This window comes from Moritella sp. Urea-trap-13 (assembly GCF_002836355.1).
GTDB lineage: Bacteria > Pseudomonadota > Gammaproteobacteria > Enterobacterales > Moritellaceae > Moritella.
Genome location: NZ_PJCA01000031.1, coordinates 1,402,605 through 1,416,899 on the forward strand (window position 1 = coordinate 1,402,605; position 14,295 = coordinate 1,416,899).

General features: G+C 36.6%; 9 protein-coding genes. 2 read left to right on the top strand and 7 right to left on the bottom strand.

Annotated features, from left to right (window positions below; translation table 11 throughout):
* Position 1 precedes the first annotated feature (1 nt).
* Positions 2-1,987: a DNA sulfur modification protein DndD gene (gene dndD / locus CXF93_RS14280; RefSeq protein ID WP_101063148.1), complete on the top strand. Its 1,986-nt coding sequence runs from the start codon at positions 2-4 to the stop codon at positions 1,985-1,987.
* The gene (gene dndE / locus CXF93_RS14285; RefSeq protein WP_101063149.1) at positions 1,987-2,337 is read left to right on the top strand and encodes a DNA sulfur modification protein DndE; all 351 of its coding nucleotides are present in this window, start codon (positions 1,987-1,989) and stop codon (positions 2,335-2,337) included. Before dndD ends, dndE begins: the two co-directional genes overlap by 1 nt.
* 57 nt (positions 2,338-2,394) lie before the next feature.
* Here the strand turns inward: dndE and CXF93_RS14290 are convergent, their stop codons facing one another.
* From CXF93_RS14290 to CXF93_RS14320, 7 genes are all read right to left on the bottom strand, one after another.
* The gene (locus tag CXF93_RS14290; protein WP_157824452.1) at positions 2,395-3,618 is read right to left on the bottom strand and encodes a DGQHR domain-containing protein; all 1,224 of its coding nucleotides are present in this window, start codon (positions 3,616-3,618) and stop codon (positions 2,395-2,397) included.
* On the bottom strand, positions 3,611-4,294 hold the full coding sequence (locus CXF93_RS14295) for a hypothetical protein (protein WP_101063151.1): 684 nt from the start codon (positions 4,292-4,294) through the stop codon (positions 3,611-3,613). The genes CXF93_RS14290 and CXF93_RS14295 overlap by 8 nt, the downstream gene beginning before the upstream one ends.
* Before the next feature lie 67 nt (positions 4,295-4,361).
* A complete protein-coding gene (locus CXF93_RS14300) occupies positions 4,362-5,483 on the bottom strand; it encodes a PIN-like domain-containing protein (protein WP_101063152.1) in 1,122 nt (373 codons plus the stop codon).
* 196 nt (positions 5,484-5,679) lie between these two features.
* Positions 5,680-10,800 carry a DNA phosphorothioation-dependent restriction protein DptH gene (gene dptH / locus CXF93_RS14305; protein WP_101063153.1) on the bottom strand — a complete coding sequence of 1,707 codons (5,121 nt, stop codon included), beginning with the start codon at positions 10,798-10,800 and terminating at the stop codon, positions 5,680-5,682.
* Positions 10,781-12,115: a DNA phosphorothioation-dependent restriction protein DptG gene (gene dptG, locus CXF93_RS14310; RefSeq protein ID WP_101063154.1), complete on the bottom strand. Its 1,335-nt coding sequence runs from the start codon at positions 12,113-12,115 to the stop codon at positions 10,781-10,783. Before dptG ends, dptH begins: the two co-directional genes overlap by 20 nt.
* Positions 12,112-13,713 (bottom strand): DNA phosphorothioation-dependent restriction protein DptF, encoded by a 1,602-nt coding sequence (gene dptF, locus CXF93_RS14315; RefSeq protein WP_232784222.1) that lies wholly within the window; start codon positions 13,711-13,713, stop codon positions 12,112-12,114. Before dptF ends, dptG begins: the two co-directional genes overlap by 4 nt.
* Before the next feature lie 220 nt (positions 13,714-13,933).
* Positions 13,934-14,128, bottom strand: a complete 195-nt coding sequence (locus CXF93_RS14320; RefSeq protein WP_101063155.1) for a YwbE family protein — start codon at positions 14,126-14,128, stop codon at positions 13,934-13,936.
* Between the last annotated feature and the right edge of the window lie 167 nt (positions 14,129-14,295).

The following is a 14,295-nucleotide window of genomic DNA, read 5'->3' on the forward strand; positions in this document are numbered from 1 at the left end:
CATGATTATTAAAAGTCTCTCTCTTAACAATTTCAGAGTATTTAGCGGTGTGCATAATATCGATCTTGCACCTAAAACTGATGCGCAAGGTAATAACAAGCCGATCACTTTATTCGGTGGTCTGAATGGCGCAGGTAAAACGTCTATTCTAACTGCTGTACAGCTTTCGCTGTATGGACGCGCGGCATTTGGTTTCAATATGTCAGCGACTGAATATCAAGAACAGCTTGCTAGTCTTATTCACCAAGGTTCGACTGTTAAACCTAACAGTGCATCAATTGAATTAGTATTTTCATACAACCAGCAAGGCCAAGAAAACGAGTATCGTGTTATTCGTTCATGGGAACGCAATAAGAAAGACAAGTTATTGCTTTATACTAACGATGTACTTGAATCGAACTTAAGCTACGACCAATGCCAAGCTTTTTTAAATGAATTGATCCCGACTGGTATTGCAGACTTATTCTTCTTTGATGGTGAGAAAATTGCAGAACTGGCAGAAGATAAATCAGGTTTAGTATTACAAACAGCAGTACGCCGTTTATTAGGTATTGATGTTATTGACCGTCTTAAAAACGATTTAAATATCTTTTTGAAACCGCATCAAAGCCAAGCTATGCCACAAAAAGTGAAGCAAGAAATTGCAGACTTAGAAGAACAAAAGAAAGACTGTGAGCAAGCGTCTGATGTGTTAGTTAATACGGCCGACCAGTATGTTGCACAAATTACTGAGTTAAACAAAGAGATTGACCAAGCACATTCAGAAATGATGAACTTGGGTGGCGCTTGGGCTAAGACCAAAAAACAAGAAGAAGCACGCGTTACCGAATTACAGATTGAGAAGAAAACTCTTGAAGCTGGTATTCGTAAAGAGATGGAAAGTTCATTACCTTTATCACTTGCAGCTAATACACTTAAAGGCTTACTTAACACGCTTGATAAAGAGGCGGCAGTTAAACAAAAGCAAGCTTTCACGCAAGAGCTAAGTGCCTACCTTGATACTGTAGCTGAAAAACTTGGTGGTAATGACTCTGCAATCACAGCAGTTAACGAAAGCTTTGCACAATACTCTGCAAGTACAGAAAAAGCGTCACTACAACTTGATTTATCTGAACGAGAACGCGCACAAATAGTACATCAAGTGGAAGTATCAGCACCAACATCACATCAAATATTTGAAGAGCTAAAGTCTCATCTTACTCAAGTTGAAGATGATATAGACAACGCTGCAGTTAATATTTCACGCGCACCTGATGAAGAGCGCGTAGCTGAAAAATTGAATGTGATTAGCGAGTTAAATAGTAAAAAAATTGCGGTCGTTGTAAAACGTAACGCTGAGTTAGCTGAAGCTAAGATCAGTATTTCTAAAGCAATTGAGTTGGCGAAGAACATTCAGAAGCTGCATGACAAATATCGTTCTGCGAGCAATGTTAGTGAAGCTGTTACAAATGCTGAATCGACCAATCAACTGTTGAATGATTTTGCTAAACAGTTAACGGAAGTACGTGTTAAGCAGTTAGAAACTGAATTCATTAAGAGCTATCAGAAGCTAGCGCGTAAAGATGATTTAGATATCTCTGCACGTATCAACATTCAAACGTTTGATGTTGAGCTGATTGATGAGCAGCAAAACGTGATCAACCGTAAAGCGCTGTCTGCTGGTGAAAAGCAAATCTACGCTATCGCTATTCTAGAAGCGTTAGGTAAGACATCGGGTCGTAAGCTACCTATCATCATCGATACACCATTAGGTCGCTTAGATTCACACCACAGAGACAAATTGGTAGAACGTTACTTCCCAGATGCAAGTCATCAGGTAATCATTCTTTCTACTGATACAGAAGTCGATGAGAAGTACTTTAATCAGGGTCGATTTGCAGAAAGCATCTCACATGCTTACGAGATCCAATTTGATGGCAATACTAAATCGTCAAGTCTTAAAGAAGGCTACTTCTGGCAACAAGATTCTATTTTGGAGACAGTGTAATGTTACCAAACCGCATGCAACTTTCAAAAACTGTTGAAGAACAACTTAAACGGTTAAAGAAAAATACTGACATCACACCAAACGTATCAGCACGTATCGCCTTTTTCCGTTCTGTGGAATCAGGGTTTACTTATGTGAATGATGCAGAGAAGAAACTCGATGGTAGCTTAGTACTGGATAAGATCACTTGGTTAGGTGAAACTCAGCTGATTACAGAACAAGTATTGAAACTGAAGTACCCTGAACTTGAAGGTAGAGAATTACAGGCCGCTTGGGCGGCCCATGTTGAGGATGGTATAGCTGCTCTTAGGAATCATAAGAGTATATTGACTTTTTCGATCTTAAACTAATATATTTAGCGCCTCTTTGAGGCGCTTTTATAATTCGCAATATGAGTTTCAATCTTATTATTTAAGGTATTTATCGAAAAAATCTGCATCTTTCTGATAAAATTTATGTTCTATATTTATCTTTTTCATAAAGCTAGCAATTATTATATCTCGTAATAAGCTCTTATTTTTTGAAGTTTTTATTACAGGGATTTCACTATGCTTTAATGTAAGTAAACATTGTTGAGCATATAAATTGACCTCTTCTAAATTACCATTATTTTTATCGAGTATAACTCTAAACGCATCTAGCAAAGCTGCACAGCCAATACTACTTTGATAAGCGGATCCTTCAGGAATGGCTCCATAACAAATACTGAGATAAGAGAGCAAAGCATTGTAGATATCTTTATCTTTCATATTTAAAAAAAGGTTTCGCAGCGGAGATGAATCTCCTTTAAGGCAAGAACGGGTTTTACTTTCCATTTTCTTCGAATAAAAAGTATCCCTATCTTCTCGTGGATAAGAAGAAAATAATCTAAGTATACCTTCTACAAGTGAAGATAATGAAACGTTCCAGTCCTCACACTTTTTATCATCTTCTTTGGTTACAGCCAGAATTATTCTTTTATTTAAAGGTGATTTTTTATCCACGCCTAATGCCCTAGATAAATATACCGATAGTACCTCTGGCGTCCAATATTTAGGCTCTTTCTCATCCATATCAATTTGATAAAGCTGATAGATAAGGTTCTTACTAACCTTCCTTTGTGTTGAATTAATTGTTGAAAATACCTGCGCATGGTAGGTCATGGGGATATCAAGATATATTGAACATAATAAATGGTCATTAAGCGCTGGATCATTCTTATCTAATAGTTCAAACCCTGCTAGTCTATGTTGCCCATCAATTATAGCTGCTGTTAATGCATCATTCTTAATAACAATACGATCATTTTCAAATATCCAATTTCTTTCATCTTTTTCTAATAAATAACCGTCTAAAGAAATATTCGCGCCCAAAATTATAGAGTTAGGAAATGCAGCTGTACCTGATTTAATATATTCAGCTATTTGTTCAGGTCTTTTTTTGCCTAATTGCCTCTGAGTACCCTTAGATTTATTTATTGAAAAGTCTAAGGGATCATTATCAATCTCATCGTCTAAAACTTCAGCCCTAACAGGCTCACTAATCATTAATAAATCTCTAGCTTTTATTGAGCAAGCGAAAAAAACACCAAAACTTTGTTCGACCTTTATACAAGGAAATTCGAACTCTTCACTAATTAGTCTTCTAGTCATCGCTACCATTTCCAAAAAAATCACTGTTTAAAGAAGTGTCATCATCTTGAGGTGTAAAAATAGGTTCCGCATCTTGTTTCGATTTTGGAACAGGTAATACACTTGAGCTATTATCCACATCTTCTGCCGAAGCAAAAAAATATAAAAGTATTGAAAGAATTAAACCTAACCACCCAACAACTGAATCAGATGCATAGTACTTTGCATAAGAAAATGTAACTAACAGGATAATAAAGCTTCCTAATAACATACCCCAAGCAGATAATATCGAACGTTTTTCATATTCATTAAAACGATTATCGATCTCAGTATCATCTAGATTTTGATTAAAATAACTCCTAATTTCTTTAAGTGAACTGGTATAAAAATAAAGTCGATTACAAATAATTGAGCCAAGTAATGCAAACGAATAAGTGAAAACTGTACTTCCAGGTAGCCAAGATGTTATTTGTGCTTCTTTCGCCCATGGCATCCATATACCCGCACCACCTACAAATACTACCGAAACTAAAATATAAGAAATCACCCTAACATTTAAAAATGCAGGCTTTATAACATTTTTAAAATGTTCAATTAATACATTAACGTGCTGATTGGAATCAGCCATATACCCCCCAGAAAAAATCAAAAAAGTGATATTTTCAAATAATATCACACTTAAAATAAATAAAATCATATGGAAATTTATTCCAACTAGTTTAAACCCACAAATTCACATGTTTCAATTAAGGTACTTATTCTATTTATCTTAATCGATAATAACCACTAGAAATTTTCTCAAATAAGTCCTTTTTTCCTAAATAAGCAGAAACATCAGAACAATGGTTATATACAGTTCTTCGAATAATAACTTCCCAACTAGGTGGGAGATCTCTATCTGAATGCGAAGCAATAAACTTATAAATCTCTTTTAATGTTAATGGATTATCAAAATGTTCAAAAGCAGATAAGATTTCATTTAGCCAGCCAGAATTATCTTTCGCAGTAAGCTCAATCATCTCATTTGTAGTTTTATCTGATAACTTACGTTTTAGCTTAGAATCAAAAAAACGTTGAAAGTCAGGGAGTGTAAGAGCATAAAAGTCCTGTCCTGTCTTCAACTTAAATTCAGTAATTAAATCTGGTCTAACCCTACTATATTCTTTCGATTGCCAATCTGATTTAACATCTCCAGTTACAAGTACTACGGTTAATTGCTCCTGACTGGCTTTATCAATCAACTGCTTCCATAAGATATAGTCACCATATTTAGCATTGATCTTCACTCCTGAATAACTATAAATTATTTCTTTACCTTCATCATCATATCCAGGGGGAATATTATTAGAAAATCTAAACTCTCCTTCCCTTTCAATATTTGCCATATCTTCTTGAGAATACGAGTCACCTACGACGCCATTAAATATATCATAAACATTATTAATAACGGGATCGCTACTATCCTGACTTCTAGTTTTAGGTAAGTAGTCTTTAATAATGTTACCAATAGTATCGAAATGAACTCCTAACTCTTTTTTAAGTGGAAAGACTTCACTATTTTTACCACCAATTTTTGACAAACCCTCAATAGTTTTTTTAAAGGATTTAAACTCATCTTCTATTGCATGAATAGCTCTTTCTTGTTTCTTAAATGTCGCTTTTCGTTGCAGATTAAATTCTAAAGCTACCTGATGAGGTAGCCATATGTCGAAAAACTTATTTCGCTTGAGAGATCTAATTTGAGATATAATATCAGCAGATATCGATTTTTCATATCTGTACAAATTTAATAGTATATTTGTATCAAATGAAACCAAAACTTTCTTACTGTTTAGTATATTATTTTCTAGATAATTATCTATATAACCAGGAAATTTGCTCTTCACTCAACACCTCTAATCAATTTTAACTTAGTTGTTGCATGTAATTCACGTAGCCACAAACGTTATCATTTAAGTAATTAGTTAAATCATAAAACAAATCAGCATAAACAGATATCTAATTCTTAAATTTCAAGTGGATAGATATAAAAAAGCGCTAACCACATAATGCTCAGCGCTAATCAATACACGTTATGAAAGGTTAAGAGTCTTTCAACAACTCCCAAAACGCTTTATCTTTGATCTTGGTGAGCTTCTTATCACCATCAACATACAGGCTGTAATGCTTATCAAGTTCACGGATGGTTTTCATCAGTTGCTCTTGATCGGCTTTATCATCCTTATTGAAAATAGATTTAATATCTTGATTCTTGATTTGACCAACACGATGCACAATCCAGCTTAGAATATAAGCCGAGTAATCGTTCTCACCCGTTTTAAAGTGTGTGATATCTTGCGTAGACAGAATCACACCAACGCCGTATTCACGACCTTCCTTCAGCACTTTACGTAAGCTAGGGAAGTTTTGTGACATGAAGTTATCTGCTTCATCCACCAGCAGTAACTTGCTTACTTGTCTAAAGTCGCCCTGCACTTCAGGTTTACCCTGTTTCTGCATTTGTGAATAGAATAAGTCCAATGTTAAGGCAACAACCAAGTTTTGAATTTCACCAGGATAACCCGCTAATTCAACGACCGTAACACCGTCCACAAGCTCATATAAACTCGTGCACTTATCAACGTTATCTTCAAAAATCTCTAACTCATACAAGCTTTCAAGCGCAGCGTATAATGAATCTTCTGTTGGTTCACTTTCTTCAAACAAAGCCCAGACATCAGCAATGGTTGGTGCTGGTCTGCTCCATGTCGATTTATCTGCCTTTTTGATACCCGCAAGTTCATACGCTTCACTTATTAGCTTACGCAATCTCAGTTGCTGCTTTTGACCTAAACCAAATGCTCGCCCCATAGTTTCAGAAAAACCACGAGCAGTATGCACTGGCAGCATTGGTGTATCACCAAACAAACTTAACGGGTTATACGGCAATTTATGTAGGTTAAACTTCTTACCGTTCGTTACGGTTAAGAACTTATCATCAACATAATCCGACTTGTAATCGAAGATTAAAATACCAATTGGTTTACCATCAACATTGTTATGCTGATTACGGTAAAGTTGAGTCACTACAGACTTAGTACACTGGGTTTTACCCGTGCCCATGGTGCCAATAATACCGGAGTTGGTATTCATGAACTTGGCTGTGTTTGTCGGTTCCCACAAGATTGGCGATGAATCGCGAACATCGTGCCCGATGAGTACTTTAAGCGTATCCGTGGCAGATTTAACGTCTAATTCAGGGCTTGTCGTATCTACTGTCGAACTTACATATTCAGCTGTACGTGAAGTTTCCTTAATCTCTGAAACCTGCAGCTCTTTATCTGCAGGTTTAGTAGCTGACGTGGCAAAATTTTGAATTTTGGCATCTGCTTGCAGCAAATACTTTTCATTCACATAGCAGAGCTTTTCAGGACAAACTTCGTTCATCATGGTTTGTAGTGGCGTACTCAAAAAGCCTTTCAGGTAGCTCACTGGTATCTGAATTTTAAGAATGTCATCAACTTCTTCAAATTCAGTTTCAAAGAAGGTGTCATTCTCGACCACAGACACAAGGAAGCCTTCTGGGTAATCAGCAATCGTCGCTAACTCATAATCGCCTTGTAACCACCACTCACGCTGGTTTAACAACGATTTATCAAAGTAGCCATCTTCGTACAAGTTATACAGTTTGTATTTATCAACTTGCATCAAGATTTGACGAATAAACAAGCCACGATATAAGAAACCAGCTAAATCATCACGACCCAGAATATCTTCGGTTAAATAACGTTTCAATTCTTTAGCTTGCTCTACGCCTTTCTTATGGGTTTGCTTAAGACCTGCTTTTACTTCTAACGGTAACAGGTAAAGCTTATGGTCTTTAAAACCAACAAATAATACATCATCAGAAATAGCACCAGACTTGTAACCCTGTACATGACGCGAAAAGTCACTATCAGACATTTTCAAGCCGATATTACCCGCCACACGTACCATTTCAGCGACTGACAATGGTACCCAGGTAATATCAGATTGCGACAGCAAGCAGTTCACAAATTTGTAAGCACCGATAATGCCACGCTTCTCTTTACGATCATTGGCAGAGGCTGTGATCATCTTCAGCAGCCATTCACCATTGAAGGCATTAAACTCTTCAATTAAGCCACCTTCATCCTGCTCAAGTACTTTCTTGTACAAGTCAGTTTGCTTTGTCACTGTGATTGCATCGTAATTCGTAGAGTTGGTGTAGTTATCAGAATAATGGATCAACACAACGTCTTTCTTACTATCGAAGAAATCTAACGTCACTTTAGGATCGATAATCGTTGTCCAAATCGAGCTTTGGTACGAACTTTCTAACAAATCTTTAAACTTGTCACTCACCGCTAGCGCTAATGATTTAGAGCGGCTGTGTTGCTCATTTGATTTACGTGCAGGTTTGATTAAACCACCTAAACGTTTTGCAATTGTTAGGTGTGTTTGATTGTAGGTATCGACATTTTTAAGGCCAAAGGCAGTGAAGTAACTGTCTTCTTTATTTGCTGCCGCTTCACCCGCTAACAAACCATTACAAACAATACCACTAAGCTCTTCTTCAACGTTCACATCTGTCGGTTCAACACGATCATTATTTCGGAAGAAGCTTAAGTGTGCATAAGCTTGTTCTGTGCCTACTTTATGCTTGAATTTACTGTATGTAACGCGTGTACGTAACAGATCGATAATCGTATCTGCTTGCTCACGAATCGGACCTTTATTTAATTCATAAATGTCTTTTAAATCATCGTAGCTGGCGATCTCAGAAAAACGATCAAACTCGCTATACACTAACTCTTCGTCATAAAGGTTAACGTGAATATGGCAGACTTTACCTTTTTGGTTCTTTACATAATCCAAAATACCCATAAACAATTCATGGTTTCTGTGATTATTCACCGAGTTAATGATTAAGCTAGAGCGTGGGCCCGCTTCAAATAATGACGAAAATGCGTCTTTAAACTCACCAATTTTCTCTTTAACCAATTTACGCACATATGCATAACTTGTGTCTTTTTGAGGTACTAGCTGTAACCATAACGAATTTTCTTTAGCTAGCTGGCTATAAGCAAAACCATGGATAGGATGATAGATGAATGGTAGCAGCCCTTGAGGATTTAAACGCTCGAGTGTTACTTTTGGTAAGTGCTTAAAGCTTCCCGATTCATCTGCAACAATCGCTTCGGTTAAGTTTAAGTAATACGATAATACCAGCGGATTGAATGGGCTAATAAACTCTTGCTCGCCATCATCCACGCGATAAGTACAGAAACCAATATTAACAAGCTGCTTTTGTTCTTTAGTTAACAACACATCAAAGCCAATCTCAGCAAGTCCGTGATCATAAGCTTCAACTAACTCTCTCACTAATTCTCTGAATTCAGCCCCCCAACCACTTAGGCTTGGTAACGTCTTATGCTTAGCGCAATAATCAAATAAATTATTGTAAGCCTGGTATAACTCAGGGTAGCTTTCTTCAATTGATTCTAAGCTAATATTATCTTCATCTGACAAACGTTTAGTCAGTATTTTAAGATCAACGAATTCGGCTTCTCTACGTAATAATGTTAAGCGCTGTCCTTTTGGTGCAAACTCTTTACCATCAACTAAGATTTTTTCTTTACTACGATTAAATACCGCAAAGTAATCATCTTTATATAGATTAACGAAACGGTCGGTATCAAGAATCAAGGGTAAAGATACTGAACCCGTCGACACACCACCCTCAACATTAAAAGTTAAGCTTGTCTCACCACTTTTAACGATAAAGTGCAGTAGGTCAGATTCATTCGATATCTTTTCAAAATCAATTTCAGCTATTTCTGCATTATCAAAAACTTGACCGTTTTCTTCTAATACTGAATCACTGCCGTGCTCACCTAAAATAAATGAGTTTTCTTCCGTTTGTAAGATAACACGACAATCTACCAACTTGGGCTTAGGTACGATTAAGAAGTTATGTTTGAATCCGTCAATATGAAAATCACCAGCACGAACCACTAACACTCTAAACTTGTAACATTCAGCGGTTATCTCACGCTTAAGTTCAAACGAGAAGAACATAGCTTTATTAGAATATTCACCAGACACACTAACGCGGCTACGCTTACCACCCGTGTTATTTGGCTTTGCTATCGTAATTGCGTCGGTTTTATTGTGTTTAATGCTGCATTGCTTAGACTCAATTTTTCCACCGATAAAGCTCAACTCAAAATCGAAACTACTCTGTTCTGGTTCAAGTAATAAGATCAAGTGACGTTCGCGAATGCCAGCGCCCTTCTCGCCTTTACTCTTCGAGATCAATTCACCTTGTGTGAGAATTTCTTTTTCAAACTCCAACACATTTTTACGGTTATGCATTTGTTCTTGCATGCATTGGCTAAAGTCTAAACCTTCCTTCCAACGTTCAGGATCTTCACCACCGAAGTTGTCTTTGATAAACTTTTCACCAAAGTACATTTCAGATAATTTATCTTCAAGCTCATTGGGGAAATGGTGAGTGATACGATCTAGCTTTTCAAATAAGGCTTTGTTTTCTTCTAAACGTTTATTAATTTGCCCAGGGTTACCGCCTTTTGATAACTCGACCATCGCTGGATCATTTAATAAATCCAACTCAGAGAATTTTAAATCGCCATCAAGTAACGCGTTGTACAGTTTCTCAAAGCCGAACATGGTTGCGCCATCATCAACGATTTGATTAAAACGTAAATCAAGCAAGCATTCTGATACAGCAGATGCATCATCATATTGATTGATTAACCCATACATAGCTTTTTTGATTTCTTCTGGATGCCACGATGAGTCTAATTGCGCCACATCTTCTGCAGAGTTAATCAACGTATCAAGCATACTGTTATGAATAACAAGTAATGCAGTGCCTTTTAGTTTGTTTTGCTGACCAGCAACTTCATCACGAAGATGAGAAATAAAGTTCTCTGAGTAACCATCGCCATCGTCATTGTGCAGTACAGGTAATAACGTTACGCCACCAACCTTCAATGCCTGTAACTCGATACCTTGTACAGTAACAGTTGAATTCGTTTCTGCTAAAAATGCACCGTGCAGTCGTTTACTATTTTGACCATCTGGTGATTGAAATTGATAGCGATAGCCCGGTTTTAAATTTTTCGCACCTTGCTCAAGAAATTGCGTTGCTAAAAATGATTCAAATTGTTTTGCTAACATAAACTGCATCTCCACTGTCACTCATACGCTCGACATTGCCAATGCGTTCATAAAATTCAATTAATACTTGTTGTGTTTGTTTATCAAAGAACACGCCACGAGATTCAAATGCTTTAATAAGCTCATGAAAACGTAATTTTTCTTTTTCACCAATGGCTAAATTGGTCAATAAAATCAGGTAATCTTGGTTAAATACCAATACTTGACCCGCACGGCCACGGCGTTGAACGAAGTGTGAACATAATTCAGATTCAATCGAACGCACGTATTGTGTATTGATCTCATGGCGGCTTTCACCACGTGCAAACTGGCCTGTGGCTAGTTTTAACAAATCAGATAACGCATCAAGTGGATCTGAATTTTGTGTTAACGTTATATCTAATTTACGGTTTTCTTTAAAGGCCGCTGCATAACGGTTAAGTATCTCTGCTGAGCCAACATTCCCCGCTATATCTTGTGCTAATGCCCACAATGGCTGAGTTTTCTTGTCTGATGATTGCAAACTGTCATTCATCGCAATATAAGGAAATACGTTACCTAGTGCTTTAAATAGTTGGCTATGACCATGTGCTTTAATTAATGAGCGTTCATCACTGGCTTTTTCACTATCTAAAATGAAATAGTTAGGTTTTGGCTGTGGCTCACCTGAGCGCCAGTCTCTTATATTTAATGCCAGTTGCGCCGTGTAAAGGTGCGAGTAAAGCTTTAAAAATTCTTTAAATACACTCAATAAATACTTAGGACGACGACCTAAAAAACGTAAATCTTCTTGAAAATGCGTTGCCATGAATGGTAAATATGGCGCTTCATTAACGCCTTTCTTAGCTTTTTTATCCGCTTTCGAACTTAGATTGTTATTTAACTCATCGAATAATTGTTGTTCTAAAAAGTTTAATTTGGTTGCAGGCTTATCTTCAAAAAAGAAGGTGTCCAGTAAGCTAGCAAACATATTACCAAGGCGCGCATTTGGCGTACTACCTGATTGCTGTTGTGTTTTGAACAATAAGAATTCAGGTGCAATTTTATAAAGCTCATCACCTTCGAAATACATTTGCTCAAGCACCGGCCATAATTCGTGTTCATCTAACTTTTCTAAAAATGATTTTTCACATTTGATTTTAAAATCTTCTAAACCATCAATACTTAACGATTTTCGGTATGACGTTTTAACTACATGGCCAAGTACGCTATCCCAATCAAAAATATCTGTACGATCTTTGGTACGAATAGGGAAATAACCACTGTTACTACTAATAGTGTTAACTTTTACTTCACTGGCTTCTTGAGGCAGTCCACTTTTTAATAAGTCACTCATATTCCACTTACCTCAAATTCGTCATCAACATTCGTAATATTAAATCTATTTTTATCTTTGATTATGTAAAGCGTGTCAGATGCATTAGCAAGCTCAGCTATTTTTTCAACAACTTCATCCAACAACACGACCGTGCTTTTATCATGTTTATTTGGTCTATAACCTTCAACGATACGTAACATTAAGCTAAGTAAATTACTGTTTATTTGTAATGACACCGTCTCTGTACCAATTTTCAAGTAAGCATTAAAATGAGCCACCGTTTTTTCCACATCAAATTTAATGTCATTCATATTTGCTTTAATTTCTAATGACGAAGCTAAATAGTATTCGTTGTGTTTAGAAATAAAGAAGTCACCCTTATGAAAACCCACGGCGTTACGATTGTTGTATTTATGAATAGCCGTGACCACCACATCTTTATAGAAAGTACGTAATGCATGCTTCTGCTCGGTCGAGTTATCAAAGCCTTGGTGTAAGTGCCATACACTAGAATATGTTTCAATTAGAGATTCTTTAAACACAGCATTAAAATTTTGATGATAGTTATTTGAAAATTCATGTTTACGAAGCACGTAAAACAAGCGTAAATATGATGATGCATGTGTTGCGGTTGTAATAGTGATGTTTAATGTACGCAATGCTTTTTTATATTCGTTTAAGCTCTCATCAGGCAGTCTTAAGCTATGTGATAATACAAAATCATCAGTTAACTTAGAGCGAATGTTCGCAGGATCAAACTCAGCTACTTTAGCCGCTAGTTCATTCTCATCAGGAATGAACAAATTATCAAAAAGATACTTCGGCGCTGTGAGTAAGTGATAAATAAAATCTAATAATGCACGGGCAGTTAAAAACTGATCTTTCATCAATCGCGCTTTAAACAACAAATCAATCACGACGTCTTGTACAGCATCAATACTTAGTAATTCATAATTGGCGCACAAACGTTTATCACATGAATCACTTTCGATTTCTTTATCAAAGAATTGGCGAATAATATTATCGTCTGTCGCAGTGATACGCTGTAATAAGCTTTTAGCAAATTCGGATGTATGTCCAGCCACTTCAAGCTTGAACTTTGGATATTGCTCAAAATCTAAGAAAACGTGCTCTTCATGTGTAGATTTGTTATTTAAAAATGCTTGAATTGAATTGGCTACACATTCATTTTCGCCCTCAACGGCATAATTACCTAACATACCGACGTTGATACCAACAACGAGTGGATGGTTGTTATCGCTAAATGTATCAAACAACTTATCTAGCGTTTGAATAGCGGTATCTTGCGGGCTAAAACTATGTGTAGCGTCTAAATGAAAATTGGCTCGAGATTTAAATTTTTGACTGTATTTAGTCAAGATCTCAGATTTACCATCGCCACTACTGCCACACAAAAAGATGATTTTTCGCTGGCCAACAGACAAACTTGAAAGCTCTTTTTCAAAGTCTTTTTCAATGTCTGTTTCAACATATAAATATTTTTTCACACCATCCAGACCCGTTGATATTGATTGTGACCGTTCCGTGGCAACTGAATATGGTGATGATTTTGATAGTACAGAAAGAGCTTGTTTAAAGCTCAATGATTCGGTCATATTTCCGCCAGTTAGCTGAATGAGGTATAACTTAATTGTGAATGAATATTTAGTATCGGTAATAATACCACAACTAGGAGGGCTACTTTAGAGGGTGAAAATCAGTAAATCAACAAAATGTCTACAGTATATAAAATTATAAACATTTTTATTATTACAGTGTGCTTTAAGTCTATCAATTATGCTCAATAAATAAGCTTAACGATTACATTTCATCAAATCAGTCTTTAATAACCTTAACCCTTCCTACATCACCACTTTCTAAACGTACTTTAATGCCGTGTGGATGATTCGGTGATTTAGTTAAAATGTCTTTGACGATACCGTCAGTCAAGTTACCACTGCGTTGGTCTTGTTTCAGTACAATCGATACTGATGAACCTTTTTGAATGTCTGCTCTGTTCGTGCCGCTCATGTTTGTTTCCCTATGAAAATCAGTGTTGGATTATATTGGCTGTGAGTTTGCCCTATGGCTAAGTACTGGTCAATCTTTGGAACCGTCTAAAGTGAGTTCTGCACTTGCTTGCTGCTTCTGCATCACGATTAACTACATTAGCCGTATCAATCATCGACAATAACCAC

Excerpts from the sequence above, each read along its gene's own strand:
- dptH (WP_101063153.1), bottom strand. The coding sequence starts at position 10,800 with ATGTTAGCAAAACAATTTGAATCATTTTTAGCAACGCAATTTCTTGAG.
- CXF93_RS14320 (WP_101063155.1), bottom strand. The coding sequence starts at position 14,128 with ATGAGCGGCACGAACAGAGCAGACATTCAAAAAGGTTCATCAGTATCG.
- dndD (WP_101063148.1), top strand. The coding sequence starts at position 2 with ATGATTATTAAAAGTCTCTCTCTTAACAATTTCAGAGTATTTAGCGGT.
- CXF93_RS14290 (WP_157824452.1), bottom strand. The coding sequence starts at position 3,618 with ATGACTAGAAGACTAATTAGTGAAGAGTTCGAATTTCCTTGTATAAAG.
- CXF93_RS14295 (WP_101063151.1), bottom strand. The coding sequence starts at position 4,294 with ATGATTTTATTTATTTTAAGTGTGATATTATTTGAAAATATCACTTTT.
- dndE (WP_101063149.1), top strand. The coding sequence starts at position 1,987 with ATGTTACCAAACCGCATGCAACTTTCAAAAACTGTTGAAGAACAACTT.
- dptG (WP_101063154.1), bottom strand. The coding sequence starts at position 12,115 with ATGAGTGACTTATTAAAAAGTGGACTGCCTCAAGAAGCCAGTGAAGTA.
- dptF (WP_232784222.1), bottom strand. The coding sequence starts at position 13,713 with ATGACCGAATCATTGAGCTTTAAACAAGCTCTTTCTGTACTATCAAAA.